Origin of the sequence: Enterobacter cloacae complex sp. R_G8 (assembly GCF_024599795.1) — a bacterium.
Taxonomy (GTDB): Bacteria; Pseudomonadota; Gammaproteobacteria; order Enterobacterales; family Enterobacteriaceae; genus Enterobacter; species Enterobacter dissolvens.
In genome coordinates this window covers 4590426-4607467 of record NZ_CP102246.1, presented here as the reverse complement: position 1 = coordinate 4607467, position 17042 = coordinate 4590426, and the positions used below count along the sequence as shown (strand labels likewise).

Sequence of the window (17042 nt, the reverse complement as noted above, 5' to 3'; positions counted from 1 at the left end):
CGAGGTCACACTATGCCGGGCAGGTTAAAAATGGAGGAGATTGCGACCCTGACGGGGTATTCCGTCAGCACGGTTTCGCGGGTATTAAGCGGCAAGTCTTATGCCAGCGATAAAGCCCGTGACGCGATCGTTCGCACCGCGCGCGAATTAGGTGTACTGGAGGCAATGGCAAGCGGACGGCTGTTAATTAACGGTATCGCTGTCTTTGCCCCGGAAAGAACCTTTCAGGGACGTGGAGACATTTTTTATCTGGAAGTGACCAAAGGCATTGCAGAAGCGTGCGCCCCGCATAACGTGTGGGTCAGTTGCTGTGGCTTAGAAGAGCAGCACGCCGACGTGAAATTATTTATGGAAAAGGCCAGCCATAAGAATATCAACGCGATAATTATTATTGGGACTGATGATTCCACCATCTTTAAACTGGCGAGCACGCTGAATAAGCCCTGCGTATTGATTAACTCCGTTGATCGGGATCGGGTGCTGGACGCCGTGTCACCCGATCACCGGGCGATTGGTTTCACCGCCATGCAGTACCTTTTTGAGCAGGGGCACCGCCGTGTGCTCACGCTCACCTGCCTGCGGCGTGAGACGCTGTATGCGCGTCTGGACGGCATTAAAGAGGCGTACCGCCATTTTCACGTGGCCTTTGATCCCCAGCGTGATTTGCTGGTAACAGAGTGGTTTACGGCAGAGGAGGCCGAGCGGGCGCTGGATGCATGGCTGTTAAGTCATGACAGATCGCAGTGGCCAGAGGTGATTTTCCCGAACAGTACCAGCATGACGGAGGGAGTGATCAGGGCGCTAACGCGCCACGGGCTGCGCATTCCGGAAGACATTTCGCTCATTACGACCGATTTTGCATGGAATTTAGCGCACCGTCTGGAAAAGCCGATCACGGGCGTCACGGTGCCCTGCCGTGAACTGGGGATTGAGGCCGTACACCTGCTGCAAACGCGGCTCAACCGACCTCAGGCGCCGGTCTATAACCTGCTGTTGCAGGGCAAGGTTATGGATTATGGTTCTGTCAGCAATGCCACGCGCCACGCGGCTCGCGTGGCGCTGGATCAGTAATCAGGCAAGCTGCGGCGGCAGGCACACGCCGATGCCCCCGATACCGCAGTAGCCGTACGGATTTTTGTGCAGATACTGCTGGTGGTCGTCCTCGGCATAGTAGAACGGCTTCGCGGTGGTGATTTCCGTTGTCACCTCGCGCGTATCGCCTGCGTCGCGCATGGCCTGCTGGAAACGGTCCTTACTGGCGAGTGCGGCGGCTTCCTGCTCCGGCGTGAGCGGATAAATCGCCGAACGATACTGGGTGCCATGGTCATTACCCTGACGCATACCCTGCGCCGGGTCGTGGTTTTCCCAGAACACCTGCAGCAGCTGTTCATAGCTGATGACGGACGGGTCGTATACCACGCGTACGGCTTCAGCATGACCGGTCTCGCCGGAGCAAACTTCGCGGTAGGTGGGGTTTGGCGTATATCCGCCCGTGTAGCCCGCCGCGGTGCTGTAGACGCCAGGCAACTGCCAGTAGAGGCGTTCCACGCCCCAGAAGCAGCCCATGGCAAACAGGGCGATTTCCATGCCTTCAGGTACGTTGGTCATGGAATGGCCATTCACGGCGTGTAAGGTTGCGACTGGCATAGGGGTGTTGCGTCCCGGTAATGCATCTGCTTGTGAAACCAGATGCTTTTTGTCGAATAAACTCACGATGGGGCCTCCCGGGGTGCGATGTTTCGGTTAAGGTTGTCACGAAGCGTTTAATTGAACACAATAAATGCGCTGAATGAGTCTAGATTTAATCATAAGAAATATTTGGGTGTTACACCCTTTTTCAACCCGAGAATTGGGTTTTTTGGCTAACAGGCCGTCTTTTGCCGCGGAGCGGCACTTCATTTGCTTCCAGGGTGGAAACAGGGATATTCAGGAGAGAACGTGACAAAAATCCGCCAGTTATGTTTGGTCAGTGTGTTGCTGACAAGCGGGGTTGCCAGCGCGGCGAATGTCCGTTTGCAGGTTGAGGGGTTATCCGGGGCGCTGGAAAAAAACGTGCGCGCACAGCTGTCGACGATTGAAAGTGACGAAGTGACGCCAGACCGGCGTTTTCGCGCGCGCGTGGATGATGCTATCCGCGAAGGGCTAAAAGCGCTGGGATATTACGAACCTACCATCGATTTCGATCTCCGCCCGCCGCCAAAGAAGGGGCGGCAGGTGCTTATTGCCCGCGTTTCACCGGGGGAGCCGGTGTTGATTGGTGGCACCAATGTGGTGTTACGCGGCGGCGCGCGTACCGATCGCGATTACCTGGATCTGCTCAGCACGCGACCTAAAATCGGTACCGTACTGAATCACGGTGATTACGACAGTTTCAAAAAATCGCTAACCAGCGTCTCCTTACGTAAGGGCTACTTCGACAGCCAGTTCAATAAAAGCCAGCTGGGCATTGCGCTGGACCGACGCCAGGCCTTCTGGGATATCGACTACGACAGCGGCGAACGCTACCGCTTTGGCGATGTGACGTTCGAAGGCTCGCAAATTCGTGAAGAGTATCTGCAAAACCTCGTGCCGTTCAAAAAGGGTGACTACTACCAGTCACGCGATCTGGCCGAGCTGAACCGCCGCCTGTCGGCAACCGGGTGGTTTAATTCGGTGGTTGTCGCACCAGAGTTTGAAAAATCACGCAAAACCAAGGTATTACCACTGCACGGCGTGGTTTCACCCCGCACCGAAAACACCATTGAGACCGGGGCTGGCTATTCGACGGACGTGGGGCCGCGCGTGAGGGCGACCTGGAAAAAGCCGTGGATGAACTCGTACGGCCATAGCCTGACCACCAGCGCCAGTATCTCTTCGCCGGAACAGCAGCTCGACTTCAGCTACAAAATACCGCTGCTGAAAAACCCGCTTGAGCAGTACTACCTGGTTCAGGGGGGCTTTAAGCGTACCGATCTGAACGATACTGAGTCTGATTCCACCACGCTTGCTGTATCCCGCTTCTGGGATCTCTCCAGCGGCTGGCAGCGCGCCATTAACCTGCGCTGGAGTCTTGACCACTTTACCCAGGCCAACGTCACCAACACCACCATGCTGCTCTATCCGGGGGTGATGATCAGCCGTACCCGCTCACGCGGCGGCCTGATGCCGACCTGGGGGGATTCCCAGCGTTACTCTATCGATTACTCCAACACCATGTGGGGTTCCGATGTGGATTTCTCGGTGATTCAGGCGCAAAACGTCTGGATCCGTACGCTGTATGACAAACATCGCTTTGTGATGCGCGGCAACCTCGGCTGGATTGAAACCGGCGACTTCGACAAAGTCCCGCCTGACCTGCGCTTCTTCGCCGGGGGCGACCGCAGTATCCGCGGCTATAAATACAAATCCATCGCGCCTAAAGATGATGACGGTAAGCTGATCGGGGCCTCCAAGCTGGCGACCGGCTCGCTGGAGTACCAGTACAACGTCAGCGGAAAATGGTGGGGCGCGATGTTTGTGGACGGCGGCGAAGCGGTGAGCGATATCCGCCGCAGCGATTTCAAAACCGGCGCGGGCGTAGGCGTGCGCTGGCAGTCACCCGTCGGGCCCATCAAGCTCGACTTCGCCGTGCCGGTGGGTGACAAAGAAGAACACGGTTTACAGTTTTACATCGGTCTGGGGCCTGAATTATGAGTTTATGGAAGAAGATAAGCCTCGGAGTACTGATTTTTATCGTGCTGCTGCTCGGTACGGTGGCGTTTCTGGTGGGAACGACAACCGGCCTGCATCTGCTGTTTAACGCGGCGAACCGCTGGGTACCCGGGCTGGAAATCGGCCAGGTCACGGGCGGCTGGCGCGATCTACGTCTGAAGAATATTCGCTACGAGCAGCCTGGCGTTGCGGTCAACGCGGGCGAGTTTCACCTTGCCGTCAGGCTGGGTTGCCTGCGGGACAGTAAGCTCTGCGTCAACGATCTGTCGCTAAAAGATGTGAACGTGGCGATTGATTCGAAGAAAATGCCGAAATCAGCGCCGGTTGAAGAAGAGGACAGCGGCCCGCTGAATCTCTCTACACCGTACCCCATCGCCCTTTATCGGGTGGCGCTGGACAACGTGAATATCAAAATCGACGACACCACCGTGTCGGTGATGGATTTCACCTCCGGCCTGCGCTGGCAGGAGAAAAACCTCACCCTGACGCCAACCTCCTTGCAGGGATTGCTGATCGCGCTGCCGAAGGTAGCGGACGTGGCGCAGGAAGAGATTGTCGAGCCGAAGATCCAGAACCCACAGCCGGAAGAGAAACCGCTGGGTGAAACGCTGAAAGATCTGTTCTCGAAGCCCGTCCTGCCGGAGATGACGGACGTGCATCTGCCGCTGAACCTGAATATCGAAGCGTTCAAGGGCGAGCAGCTGCGTCTGACCGGTGACACCGATCTCACGGTCTATAACATGTTGCTGAAGGTCAGCAGCATCGACGGCAACATGAAGCTCGACGCGCTGGATATCGACACCAACCAGGGCTCTGTCAATGCCTCGGGTCATGCCCTGCTGCGTGACAACTGGCCGGTGGATATTACCCTGAACAGCGCGCTCAACATCGACCCGCTGAAAGGCGAAAAGGTGAAGGTGAAAGTGGGCGGCGCGCTACGCGACAAGCTGGATGTCGGGGTGAATCTCTCCGGCCCGGTGGACATGGTCCTGCGGGCGCAAACCCAACTGGCGGAAGCCGGATTGCCGCTTAATCTTGAGGTGGTCAGCAAGCAGCTGTACTGGCCGTTCACCGGCGAAAAACAGTTCCAGGCCGATGACCTGAAGCTGAAGCTGAGCGGCAAGATGACCGATTACACCCTGTCGTTCCGCACCGCCGTGAAGGGGCAAGGTGTGCCGCCAGCCACGATCACGCTGGATGCAAAAGGCAATGAACAGCAGGTTAATCTCGACAAACTGACCGTAGCGGCGCTGGAAGGCAAAACCGAGCTGACCGCGCTGCTCGACTGGCAGCAGGCGATCAGCTGGCGCGGTGAGCTGAAGCTTACGGGGATTAACACGGCGAAAGAGGTGCCGGACTGGCCGTCAAAACTGGATGGTCTCATCAAAACCCGTGGCAGCCTGTACGGCGGCACGTGGCAGATGGATGTCCCGGAAATTAAGCTCGCCGGTAACGTGAAGCAGAACAAGGTTAACGTTGAAGGTTCGCTCAAAGGCAACAGCTACCTGCAGTGGATGATCCCGGGTCTGCACGTGGCGCTGGGGCGCAACACGGCGGATATCAAAGGTGAACTGGGCGTGAAAGAGCTCAACCTGGACGCCACTATCGACGCACCAAATCTGGATAACGCCCTGCCGGGCCTTGGCGGTACGGCGAAGGGGCTGCTTAAGGTGCGCGGCACGGTGGATGCGCCGCAGCTGCTGGCGGATATCACCGCCAGTAACCTGCGCTGGCAGGAGCTGTCCATCGCCCGGGTTCGCGTTAACGGGGATGTGAAATCCACCGATCAGATCGGCGGTAACCTGAACCTGCGCGTGGAGCGCATTTCTCAGCCGGACGTGAACATAAATCTGGTCACCCTGGATGCCAAAGGCAACGAGAAGCAGCACGACCTCCAGCTGCGCGTGCAGGGCGAGCCGGTTTCCGGGCAGCTTCATCTGACGGGGAGCTTCGACCGCAAAGCGGAGCGCTGGAAGGGGACGCTCGACAACACCCGTTTCAACACTCCGGTAGGGCCACTGGTGCTGTCACGCGCTATTGCCCTGGACTACCGCAATGCCGAACAAAAAATCAGCATCGGGCCGCACTGCTGGACTAACCCGAATGCGGAGCTGTGCGTGCCGCAAACCATTGACGCCGGGGCAGAAGGGCGTGCGCAGATCACCCTCAATCGTTTTGATCTGGCGATGTTAAAACCGTTCATGCCGGATACCACTCAGGCGAGCGGCGTCTTTAGCGGGAAGGCCGATGTGGCCTGGGATACCACCAAAGAGGGGCTGCCACAGGGCAGCGTGACGCTTTCTGGCCGCAACGTGAAGGTGACACAGGATGTCAACAACGCGCCGCTGCCGGTGGCGTTTGATACCCTGAACCTGAGCGCCGATCTGCACAACAACCGGGCAGAGCTGGGGTGGCTTATCCGCCTGACCAATAACGGTCAGTTTGACGGTAAGGTGCAGATTACCGACCCACAAGGGCGACGTAATCTGGGCGGGAACGTCTCTATCCGCAACTTCAACCTGGCGATGGTTAACCCGATTTTCTCGCGCGGTGAAAAAGCGGCGGGGCTGCTCAACGCGAACCTGCGGCTGGCGGGGGACGCGCAAAGCCCGCATCTGTTCGGGCAGATGCAACTCAACGGCGTGGATATCGACGGTAACTTTATGCCGTTCGATATGCAGCCAAGCCAGATTACGATGAACTTCAACGGGATGAGCTCAACGCTGAACGGCTCGGTGCTGACCCAGCAGGGGCAAATCAACCTCAGCGGTGACGCCGACTGGAGCCAGCTTGATAACTGGCGCGCCCGTATCGCCGCGAAAGGCAGCAAGGTGAGGATCACCGTGCCGCCAATGGTACGCCTGGACGTGTCGCCGGATATCGTCTTTGAAGCGACGCCAAGCCTCTTTACCCTCGACGGCAACGTTGACGTGCCGTGGGCGCGCATCGTGGTCCACGAGGTGCCGGAAAGCGCGGTAGGTGTCTCCAGTGATGAGGTGATGCTCGACAACAACCTCAAGCCGGTTGATCAGAAGAGCGCGGGCATCCCGATCAACAGCAATCTTACCGTGCACGTGGGGAATAACGTTCGTCTGAACGCGTTTGGGCTGAAGGCACGTCTGACGGGCGACCTGAAAGTGGCGCAGGATAAACAGGGGCTTGGCCTGAACGGGCAGATCAATATTCCTGAGGGGCGCTTCCATGCCTATGGTCAGGATCTGATTGTGCGTAAAGGTGAACTGCTGTTCTCCGGTCCACCGGATCAGCCGCTGCTGAATATCGAAGCGATTCGTAACCCGGAAGCGACTGAAAACGACGTGATTGCGGGCGTGCGCGTCACCGGTTCGGCCGACGAGCCGAAGGCGGAGATCTTCTCCGACCCGGCGATGTCACAGCAGGAAGCGCTCTCTTATCTGCTGCGTGGCCAGGGCCTGGATAGTGGCCAAAGCGACAGTGCAGCGATGACCTCGATGTTAGTGGGCCTGGGGGTTGCACAAAGTGGCCAGGTTGTGGGTAAAATCGGTGAGACGTTTGGCGTAAGTAATCTGGCGCTGGACACCCAGGGCGTGGGTGACTCCTCGCAGGTAGTGGTCAGCGGTTATGTACTGCCGGGTCTGCAGGTAAAATATGGCGTGGGGATCTTTGACTCGCTGGCAACTCTCACGTTACGCTATCGCCTGATGCCTAAGCTATATCTGGAAGCAGTGTCCGGCGTAGACCAGGCACTTGATCTGCTCTATCAGTTTGAGTTTTAGCAATGCGAATATTTGTCTACGGCAGTTTACGAACCAAGCAAGGCAACAGTCACTGGATGACCAATGCCCTGCTGCTGGGGAATTACAATATCGAGAACTACCAGTTGTACAGCCTGGGCCACTATCCAGGCGCGGTTCCCGGCGAAGGAACAGTACAGGGTGAAGTTTATCGTATTGATAACGCGACACTTGCCGAACTTGATGCCTTGCGCACCAGGGGCGGTGAATACGCGCGCCAGTTGATCCAGACGCCGTACGGAAGTGCGTGGATGTACGTCTACCAGCGTCCGGTCGAAGGGTTAACGCGGATTGTAAGCGGTAACTGGTTAGACAGAGACCAGTACTGAAAAAACAACGCCACCGTGAGGTGGCGTTGTTTTTTTGTTCCTTCAACTCTCTGCTGAATCCCGGCGACGGGTTAAAAACAGAGGAACAAACAGCATGATGTACGGGGCAATAAGCCATAACAGGCACAAGGCGCGTGAACGGCCATAGTAGTTTATGCACCGCGTATTGCTTGAAATGATGGGCAGGAAAAACAGTAAAAACAGCAGAATCGCATAATCACTTCGATAAGGGATCCATAAGTACCCCAAAAACCAGGCAAGCTGGAATGCCAGGATGCAGAGATACTGCCATTTACTGTCTTCGCCGTAACAGTCAAACGCCTTTATGTAGCCCATCTTTATGCTTTGAAGAAAGAAACTTAGCATGTATAACGCTCACGATCGCGACGGTCAGAAGTGCTTTTGTTTTTCAATGGCAAAAAAAGCCCCGACCAGCGGGGCTTTATCAATTTGCAGTGAGAATTACTTCTTAGCAGCGCGTTCGAAAGAGGCGATGATTTCTGCTTTCGCCGCTTCTGCGTTGTCCCAGCCGTCAACTTTAACCCACTTGCCTTTTTCGAGGTCTTTGTAGTGCTCGAAGAAGTGAGTGATCTGCGCTTTCAGCAGTTCTGGCAGGTCGTTCACATCTTTGATGTGATCGTACTCTTTGCTCAGCTTGGTGTGCGGTACCGCAACCAGTTTCGCATCTTCGCCGGATTCGTCGGTCATTTTCAGCACGCCAACTGGGCGGCAGCGAATGACAGCGCCTGGCTGCAGTGGGTATGGCGTTGGAACCAGCACGTCAACCGGGTCACCGTCCAGAGACAGGGTGTGGTTGATGTAACCGTAGTTGCATGGGTAGAACATCGCGGTAGACATGAAACGGTCTACAAACAGCGCACCGCTCTCTTTGTCCACTTCGTATTTGATAGGATCTGCGTTAGCCGGGATTTCGATAACAACGTAGATGTCTTCTGGCAGTTCTTTACCCGCAGGGACGTTGAGTAAGCTCATGTCTGTGTCCTTTAAAATGGATGGTAAACAAGTGGCAGGTATTATAGCCAACTGGCGCTGAATGTCTTCGCCTGTTTTCGTCTTCTCTCCGCGTTCGTCTCACTTTTCAGACCGATTCCATGACAGAAAAATCCATAAACTCAGCCGCATTTTTCATGGAGAAATGAAAGCGATTACAAACTTGTGATTAACGTTTTATTCACTTTTCTGAAGTGTGATGTAACGCAATTCGTTACATATTTCATTGGCTATAGTCATTTCGCAGAACATCTTTTAACCAACAATAACTCACCCTACGAGGACGTTCATATGTGGAAGCGCTTACTTCTTGTCACAGCAGTTTCGGCAGCCATGTCGTCTATGGCGATGGCCGCACCTTTAACCGTAGGATTTTCGCAGGTCGGCTCTGAATCAGGCTGGCGTGCGGCAGAAACCAACGTTGCGAAAAGCGAGGCCCAGAAACGCGGCATTACGCTGAAGATCGCCGATGGTCAGCAAAAACAGGAAAACCAGATTAAAGCCGTGCGTTCGTTTATTGCGCAGGGTGTGGATGCCATCTTTATTGCGCCCGTTGTGGCGACCGGCTGGGAGCCTGTCCTGAAGGAAGCGAAAGACGCTGAGATCCCGGTCTTCCTGCTCGATCGTTCCATTGATGTAAAAGACAAATCTCTCTATATGACCACCGTGACCGCCAACAACGTTCTTGAAGGGCAATTAATTGGTGACTGGCTGGTGAAACAGGTGGATGGCAAGCCGTGTAACGTCGTTGAGCTGCAGGGGACGGTCGGCGCGAGCGTGGCCATCGACCGTAAGAAGGGGTTTGCTGAGGCCATCGCCAAAGCGCCAAACATTAAAATTATCCGTTCTCAGTCCGGCGACTTTACCCGCAGTAAAGGTAAAGAGGTCATGGAGAGCTTTATCAAGGCTGAAAACAACGGCAAGAACATCTGCATGGTTTACGCCCACAACGATGACATGGTGATCGGGGCGATTCAGGCGATTAAAGAAGCGGGCCTGAAACCGGGCAAAGATATCCTCACCGGCTCTATCGACGGCGTGCCGGACATCTACAAAGCGATGATCGACGGCGAAGCCAACGCCAGCGTGGAGCTCACGCCAAACATGGCCGGTCCGGCATTCGATGCGCTGGAGAAATTCAAGAAGGACGGCACGATGCCTGAGAAGGTGACGGTCACCAAATCCACCCTCTACCTGCCGGATACCGCCAAAGAAGAGTTAGAGAAGAAGAAAAATATGGGCTACTAAGCCTCTCGCCCCTCACCCCAGCCCTCTCCCGGAAGGGAGAGGGAGAAAGGCAGGGCGGAGCTGGAAATTAACAATTGGCACGATCAATCCCCTCTCCCCTCCGGGGAGAGGGTCAGGGTGAGGGGGAACCATGACCACTGAACAACACCAGGAAATCCTCCGCACAGAGGGCTTGAGTAAATTCTTTCCCGGCGTAAAAGCGCTGGATAACGTTGATTTTAGCCTGCGACGCGGCGAGATCATGGCGTTGCTGGGCGAGAACGGTGCGGGGAAATCGACGTTGATTAAAGCCCTGACCGGGGTTTATCACGCCGATCGCGGCACCATCTGGCTGGAAGGTAATGCCATATCACCCAAGAATACCGCCCATGCGCAACAGCTGGGGATCGGGACGGTGTACCAGGAAGTGAACCTGCTGCCGAATATGTCGGTGGCGGATAACCTGTTTATTGGCCGGGAGCCACGACGCTTTGGCCTGCTGCGCCGCAAGGAGATGGAAGCGCGGGCGACAAAACTGATGGCGTCTTACGGCTTCTCTCTCGACGTACGCGAGCCGCTGAACCGTTTTTCCGTCGCCATGCAGCAGATTGTCGCGATTTGTCGCGCTATCGACCTCTCGGCAAAAGTGCTGATCCTTGATGAGCCCACCGCCAGCCTCGATACCCAGGAAGTGGAGATGCTCTTTACCCTGATGCGCCAGTTGCGCAATCAGGGCGTGAGCCTGATCTTCGTCACCCACTTCCTCGATCAGGTGTATGAGGTGAGCGATCGCATTACGGTGCTGCGCAATGGCAGCTTTGTCGGTTGCCGCGAAACGCGTGAGCTACCGCAGATTGAACTGGTCAAAATGATGCTCGGCCGCGAGCTGGATACCAATGCGCTCCAGCGCGCCGGCCGTACGCTGCTGAGTGAGAAACCGGTCGCCGCGTTCAGCGATTTCGGTAAGAAAGGGGTCATCTCACCGTTTAACCTGGAGGTGCGCCCCGGTGAAATTGTCGGTCTGGCGGGGCTGTTAGGCTCGGGTCGTACCGAAACCGCCGAGGTGATCTTCGGGATCAAGCCTGCCGATAGCGGCACTGCGTTGATCAAAGGTAAACCGCAAACCCTGCGCTCGCCGCATCAGGCTTCCTGCCTGGGGGTGGGCTTCTGCCCGGAAGACAGAAAAACGGATGGCATTATTGCCGCCGCCTCGGTGCGGGAAAATATCATTCTGGCCCTGCAGGCACAGCGTGGCTGGCTGCGTCCGATCCCACGGAAAGAGCAAAACGCCATTGCCGAGCGCTTTATCCGCCAGCTCGGTATCCGTACCCCGAGCGCGGAACAGCCAATAGAGTTTCTCTCCGGTGGCAACCAGCAGAAGGTGCTGCTTTCCCGCTGGCTGCTGACCAAACCTCAGTTCCTGATCCTCGATGAACCGACCCGTGGCATTGACGTGGGGGCGCACGCCGAAATTATCCGCCTTATCGAAACCCTGTGCGCGGACGGGCTGGCGCTGCTGGTCATCTCGTCTGAACTGGAGGAGCTGGTGGGCTATGCCGATCGCGTCATCATCATGCGCGATCGCAAGCAGGTGGCAGAGATCCCGCTGGATAAACTGTCCGTTCCGGCAATCATGAATGCCATCGCGGCGTAAGGAGTGAATCGTGATGTCTCGTTCGCTTTCGCAAACTGGCGAAACAAAGCGCCGCTTCAACTGGCCAACCGGCACGCCGCAAATCGCCGCGCTGCTGGTGGTGTTGCTGGTCGATAGCCTGGTCGCACCGCATTTCTTCCAGATAATCGTGCAGGATGGCCGCCTGTTCGGCAGCCCGATCGATATTTTAAACCGTGCCGCACCCGTCGCGCTGCTGGCCATTGGCATGACGCTGGTGATCGCCACCGGCGGGATCGACCTTTCCGTTGGCGCGGTGATGGCCATTGCCGGGGCGACGGCGGCCTCGATGACCGTCGCCGGGCACAGCCTGCCGGTGGTATTGCTGGCGGCGTTAGGCACCGGCGTGCTGGCCGGGCTGTGGAACGGCATTCTGGTGGCGGTGCTTAAAATCCAGCCGTTTGTTGCCACGCTGATTTTGATGGTGGCCGGGCGCGGTGTGGCGCAGCTTATCACCTCGGGGCAGATTGTTACTTTTAACTCGCCGAACCTGGCGTGGCTCGGGAGCGGTAAGCTGCTCTTCTTCCCCACGCCGGTCATCATTGCGCTGGTGACGCTGGTGGTATTCTGGCTCTTCACCCGCAAAACGGCGCTCGGCATGTTCATTGAAGCGGTGGGGATTAATATTCGCGCCGCGCGCAACGCAGGCGTCAACACCCGGCTGATGGTGATGCTGACCTACGTGCTGAGCGGCGTGTGCGCCGCCATTGCCGGGGTGATCGTCGCGGCAGATATTCGTGGGGCCGATGCCAACAACGCCGGGCTGTGGCTGGAGCTGGATGCGATCCTGGCGGTGGTGATTGGCGGCGGGTCGCTGATGGGCGGGCGTTTTAACCTGCTGCTCTCGGTGATTGGCGCGCTGATCATTCAGGGGATGAACACCGGGATCCTGCTTTCCGGGTTCCAGCCGGAGCTCAACCAGGTGGTGAAAGCGGTGGTCGTGCTCTGCGTGCTGATCGTTCAGTCACCGCGCTTTGTCAGCATCATTAAGGGGATCCGTGGCCATGATAAAACGTAATTTACCGTTAATGATCACGCTGGGCGTGTTTGTGCTGGGTTATCTCTACTGCCTGACCCAGTTCCCGGGGTTCGCCTCGACGCGTGTAATTTGCAACATTCTGACGGATAACGCCTTTTTAGGCATCATCGCGGTCGGTATGACCTTTGTGATCCTCTCCGGGGGGATTGATCTCTCTGTCGGGTCGGTGATCGCCTTTACCGGCGTGTTCCTCGCCAAAGCGATCGGTTTCTGGGGCATCTCGCCGCTGGTGGCCTTCCCGCTGGTGCTGGTGATGGGCTGTGCGTTTGGCGCCTTTATGGGGCTTCTGATTGACGCACTCAAGATCCCGGCCTTTATCATTACCCTTGCGGGGATGTTCTTCCTGCGCGGCGTGAGCTACCTGGTATCAGAGGAGTCGATCCCGATCAACCATCCGGTGTACGACACGCTCTCCAGCCTGGCGTGGAAAATCCCCGGCGGTGGCCGCCTGAGCGCGATGGGGCTGCTGATGCTGGGCGTGGTGGTGATTGGGATCTTCCTTGCCCATCGCACCCGGTTTGGTAATCAGGTTTATGCCATTGGCGGCAACGCGACCTCGGCCAACCTGATGGGGATCTCCACCCGCAGCACCACCATTCGCATCTATATGCTCTCCACCGGGCTGGCGACGCTGGCGGGGATTGTCTTCTCCATTTACACCCAGGCGGGTTACGCGCTGGCCGGGGTTGGCGTTGAACTGGATGCGATTGCCTCTGTGGTGATTGGCGGCACGCTGCTCAGCGGCGGGGTGGGGACGGTGCTGGGAACACTGTTTGGCGTGGCAATCCAGGGGCTGATCCAGACCTATATCAACTTTGACGGCACGCTCAGCTCGTGGTGGACGAAAATCGCCATCGGCATTTTACTGTTTATTTTTATTGCCCTGCAGCGCGGTCTGACGGTGCTCTGGGAGAACCGCCAGAGCTCGCCTGTTACCCGCGTGAACACATCAGTAACAGAGCGATAATATGCTGAATTTGCTTAAAGTCTATACACTAAATCATTCAAGTTGCATCAAGGCGGCAAGTCTGCGAATCCCCGGGAGCTTACTCAAGTAAGTGACTGGGGTGAGCTGACGCAGCCAACGCAGAGGCAGCTTGAAGGATGACGTGTATAAACATTTTCCGGTAGCGGCCGATACTTTTTGTTTATGCCCAGAAATATCTCGCTACCGGAAATAACATCATGCTTAAAACGCTATCGATTCGTACCGGCTTGCTCTCTTTACTGGCCGTTATGACCCTTCTGCTGCTGATTGTCAGCGGCATTGGCATTTATGCCCTCACACAGAGTTCTTCGTCACTTCAGCGCATCAACCACCTTCAGGGTGAGCAGATGGTGCAGCTCAATTCTGGCTATACGCTGATCCTTCGTGCGCGCAACGAGGCGGGCCAGGCCGTCAGAATGATGGAAATTGGTCTGCTGGACGATGCCGCGAAATCGGTGAAAAGCATTAATCAGGAGATCGCCCTGGCGCAAAAAACGCTGAAAGGCGTGATCGACGCAGGCGTGGCCGATCCCCAGGGACAGCAGTTGCTGGATAAGGTGGCGGCCAGTCTGGCGGCTTATAACCAGCAGGGGATCAACCCAATGCTGAAAGCGCTGAACGAACAGAGCGCAGACAGCTATTACGATCTGCTGGAGAGTAAGCTCATTCCGGTGGCAAAGCAGTTTGATAACGATATGCAGGCGTTCCAGATGTGGAGCGACGCGCGCGGGAAAGCGGAAGTCAGCGCCGTGCAGTCGAGCAAAACGCGGGTTCTGATCCTGATCGTTGTCGCGGCGCTGCTGACGGCAGGCATCATTGTGCTGGCCTGGCTGGTGTTGCGCCACATGCTGCTCAAGCCGCTGTCAGCGTCGATTGCGCAGCTGGAAAACGTCGCCGCGGGGGATTTAACCCACACGCTGAATGCCCCGGCGAGCCAGGAGTTCAACCGTCTGAACGCTGCTATCGAAGGGATGCGTCAGTCGCTGATGCACTCGGTGCTGCGGGTCCGCGATGCCAGCTCGCAAATTGATACCGGCAGCCGCGAGCTGACGGCGGGAAACAGGGATCTTGCCGAGCGCACGGAATCCACCGCCACCTCGCTGGAGCAGACCGCCGCCAGCATGGAACAGATCACCGCCACGGTGAAACTTAACGCGGATAACGCCGAGCAGGCGCACCAGCTGGCGAAATCAGTGTCGGATACCGCCGATCACGGCAGCGAAATGGTCTGCTACGTGATTGAGAAAATGCGTGATATCTCCGGCAGCTCGGCGCGCATTGCTGACATTCTGAGCGTCATTGATGGCATTGCCTTCCAGACCAACATTCTGGCGCTGAACGCCTCCGTGGAAGCGGCGCGTGCGGGCGAGCAGGGGCGCGGTTTTGCCGTCGTCGCGGGCGAGGTGCGCAATCTTGCCAGCCGCAGCGCTGATGCGGCAAAAGAGATCCGCTCGCTTATCAGCGACTCGCAGACTCACGTCAATGAGGGCAGTGAGCTGGCGCAGCAGGCGGGCGAAACGATGGATGAGATCGCCACCGAAGTGCTGCGCATGACTAAACTGATGCGCGAAATCGCTACCGCGTCTCAGGAACAGAGCCGTGGCATTGAACAGGTGAATATTGCGGTGAATCAGATGGACGAAACCGCGCAGCAGAATGCGGCGCTGGTGCAGCAATCCTCTGCCGCGACGCGCTCGCTGGAGGAGCAGTCGCGCCAGCTGATGGAAGCTATGTCATCATTCAAACTGACGACGCAGACTGCCGCATAATATTTCCCGGCCCTGGTGCACTCTGCGCCAGGGTATTATTCTCCGGCGAATTAATTGCGCTAATATTTTCGTGAATATTCCCAAGTAATATTTCCAGCGAGCGGGTTAAGGTTAACGCTTTTTCAGTCGGTTCAAGATATAACCCTTTGCGGAAAAATAGCGGCTCAGCAAAAAGCTGGCTAAAGCGCTTTAACGCCAGGCTCACGGCCGGGCGCGACATCTCAAGACGGACAGAGGCCTTCGCCATGCTGCCGCAGCGGACCACTTCAATAAAGACAGGAATAAGATTTAAATCAATGCCGGTATTGGCACGGGAATAGTTTTTCATCACGATTACGCTCCAGGAAATATCTGTCAAACTGTTATGGAAATAATGCAGGAGCGAATCTGAATATTAAAGCGCGTTTTTTATAAACACTTATACGGTAAAATATATAAATGGGTTGGGGAGCCAGACGGGCTCCCCGGGAGAGTGGTATTACGCGTCCGGATACTCACGGATAAAACGTTCAACGTCTTCAACCATATGGTTGTTGCCGACGAAGAAGGAACGACGCTGGTGCAGACTTTCTGGCACGATGTCCAGAATACGCTCTTTACCATCGCTCGCCTTGCCGCCCGCCTGTTCCGCCAGGAACGCCATCGGGTTGCATTCATACAGCAGACGCAGCTTGCCGTCCGGGTGGCTGGCGGTGCTTGGGTAGAGGTAAATGCCGCCTTTCAGCAGGTTACGGTGGAAATCCGCAACCAGAGAACCGATATAGCGGGAGGTGTAAGGGCGCTGCGTCGCTTTATCTTCTTCCTGGCAGAATTTGATGTACTTCTTCACGCCAGTCGGGAACTTGATGTAGTTGCCTTCGTTGATGGAGTAGGTGTTGCCCTTCTCCGGGAAGCGCATACGTTCCTGACACAGGCAGAAGACGCCCAGCGACGGATCGTAAGTAAAGGCATGAACGCCACAGCCGGTGGTATAGACCAGCATGGTGGAGGAGCCATACACGACATAACCGGCAGCAACCTGCTGACTGCCCGGCTGCAGGAAATCTTCTTCTGTCACCGGCGTGCCAACAGGCGTGACGCGGCGGTAGATGGAGAAAATGGTACCGACAGAAACGTTAACGTCGATGTTGGAGGAGCCGTCCAGCGGATCCATCAGAACAACGTATTTCGCGTGTTCACACCCTTCGAATACGACAATTTCATCTTCTTCTTCAGAGGCGATACCCGCAACGATGTCGCGCGCGCGCAGTGCAGCTTTCAGTTTTTCATTTGCGAACAGATCGAGTTTCTGTTGAACCTCGCCCTGAACGTTCTCGGCACCGCTGGCACCCAGGATATCGACCAGACCGGCCTTGTTGATATCACGGTGGATGATCTTAGCGCCCAGCTTTATTGCCGACAGTAAAGCAGTGAGTTCACCGGTAGCATGAGAAAACTCGTGCTGCTTTTCGACAATAAATTCACCTAACGTTTTCATAACACTTTCCCTGCATCTTTGTGAGTAGAGCGATTGTATGTTCACTAAAACGACTAATGCCCAACAA

The 17042-nt window shown here is 56.3% G+C and carries 13 protein-coding genes; 9 read left to right on the top strand and 4 right to left on the bottom strand.

Annotation, left to right across the window (positions count from 1 at the left end; genetic code table 11):
• Window positions 1-12 precede the first annotated feature (12 nt).
• The gene (locus NQ842_RS21735) at window positions 13-1071 is read left to right on the top strand and encodes a LacI family DNA-binding transcriptional regulator (RefSeq protein WP_029882373.1); all 1059 of its coding nucleotides are present in this window, start codon (window positions 13-15) and stop codon (window positions 1069-1071) included.
• Here the strand turns inward: NQ842_RS21735 and msrA are convergent, their stop codons facing one another.
• Window positions 1072-1713: a peptide-methionine (S)-S-oxide reductase MsrA gene (msrA, locus tag NQ842_RS21730; RefSeq protein WP_046887599.1), complete on the bottom strand. Its 642-nt coding sequence runs from the start codon at window positions 1711-1713 to the stop codon at window positions 1072-1074.
• Window positions 1714-1938: 225 nt separating this feature from the next.
• Between msrA and tamA the strand changes: the two genes are divergently transcribed.
• The 3 genes from tamA to NQ842_RS21715 are packed head-to-tail and all read left to right on the top strand — an operon-like array spanning window position 1939 to window position 7792.
• Window positions 1939-3672 (top strand): autotransporter assembly complex protein TamA, encoded by a 1734-nt coding sequence (gene tamA, locus NQ842_RS21725; RefSeq protein ID WP_046887600.1) that lies wholly within the window; start codon window positions 1939-1941, stop codon window positions 3670-3672.
• Window positions 3669-7445, top strand: coding sequence for an autotransporter assembly complex protein TamB (gene tamB / locus NQ842_RS21720; protein WP_257256319.1), 3777 nt, complete (start codon window positions 3669-3671; stop codon window positions 7443-7445). The genes tamA and tamB overlap by 4 nt, the downstream gene beginning before the upstream one ends.
• Before the next feature lie 2 nt (window positions 7446-7447).
• Entirely contained in the window at window positions 7448-7792 is a 345-nt protein-coding gene (locus NQ842_RS21715) for a gamma-glutamylcyclotransferase (RefSeq protein ID WP_014830431.1), read from the top strand.
• 462 nt (window positions 7793-8254) lie between these two features.
• Here the strand turns inward: NQ842_RS21715 and ppa are convergent, their stop codons facing one another.
• Window positions 8255-8785: an inorganic diphosphatase gene (ppa, locus tag NQ842_RS21710; protein WP_008501423.1), complete on the bottom strand. Its 531-nt coding sequence runs from the start codon at window positions 8783-8785 to the stop codon at window positions 8255-8257.
• 309 nt (window positions 8786-9094) lie between these two features.
• Here ppa and ytfQ point away from each other — a divergent pair, with 309 nt between their 5' ends.
• From ytfQ to NQ842_RS21685, 5 genes are all read left to right on the top strand, one after another.
• Window positions 9095-10051 carry a galactofuranose ABC transporter substrate-binding protein YtfQ gene (gene ytfQ / locus NQ842_RS21705; protein ID WP_014882271.1) on the top strand — a complete coding sequence of 319 codons (957 nt, stop codon included), beginning with the start codon at window positions 9095-9097 and terminating at the stop codon, window positions 10049-10051.
• A 130-nt stretch (window positions 10052-10181) separates the two neighbouring features.
• Complete coding sequence (gene ytfR, locus NQ842_RS21700) at window positions 10182-11684, top strand: galactofuranose ABC transporter, ATP-binding protein YtfR (RefSeq protein ID WP_047360683.1); 1503 nt, start codon at window positions 10182-10184, stop codon at window positions 11682-11684.
• A gap of 10 nt (window positions 11685-11694) precedes the next feature.
• Window positions 11695-12720, top strand: coding sequence for a galactofuranose ABC transporter, ATP-binding protein YtfT (gene ytfT, locus NQ842_RS21695; protein ID WP_014830435.1), 1026 nt, complete (start codon window positions 11695-11697; stop codon window positions 12718-12720).
• Entirely contained in the window at window positions 12707-13708 is a 1002-nt protein-coding gene (yjfF, locus tag NQ842_RS21690; protein ID WP_014830436.1) for a galactofuranose ABC transporter, permease protein YjfF, read from the top strand. Before ytfT ends, yjfF begins: the two co-directional genes overlap by 14 nt.
• Window positions 13709-13926: 218 nt before the next feature.
• Window positions 13927-15498, top strand: a complete 1572-nt coding sequence (locus NQ842_RS21685; RefSeq protein ID WP_046887604.1) for a methyl-accepting chemotaxis protein — start codon at window positions 13927-13929, stop codon at window positions 15496-15498.
• Here the strand turns inward: NQ842_RS21685 and NQ842_RS21680 are convergent.
• The gene (locus NQ842_RS21680; protein ID WP_014830438.1) at window positions 15470-15826 is read right to left on the bottom strand and encodes a LysR family transcriptional regulator; all 357 of its coding nucleotides are present in this window, start codon (window positions 15824-15826) and stop codon (window positions 15470-15472) included. The genes NQ842_RS21685 and NQ842_RS21680 overlap by 29 nt on opposite strands.
• Before the next feature lie 150 nt (window positions 15827-15976).
• Complete coding sequence (fbp, locus tag NQ842_RS21675; protein WP_013095345.1) at window positions 15977-16975, bottom strand: class 1 fructose-bisphosphatase; 999 nt, start codon at window positions 16973-16975, stop codon at window positions 15977-15979.
• Window positions 16976-17042: the final 67 nt, after the last annotated feature.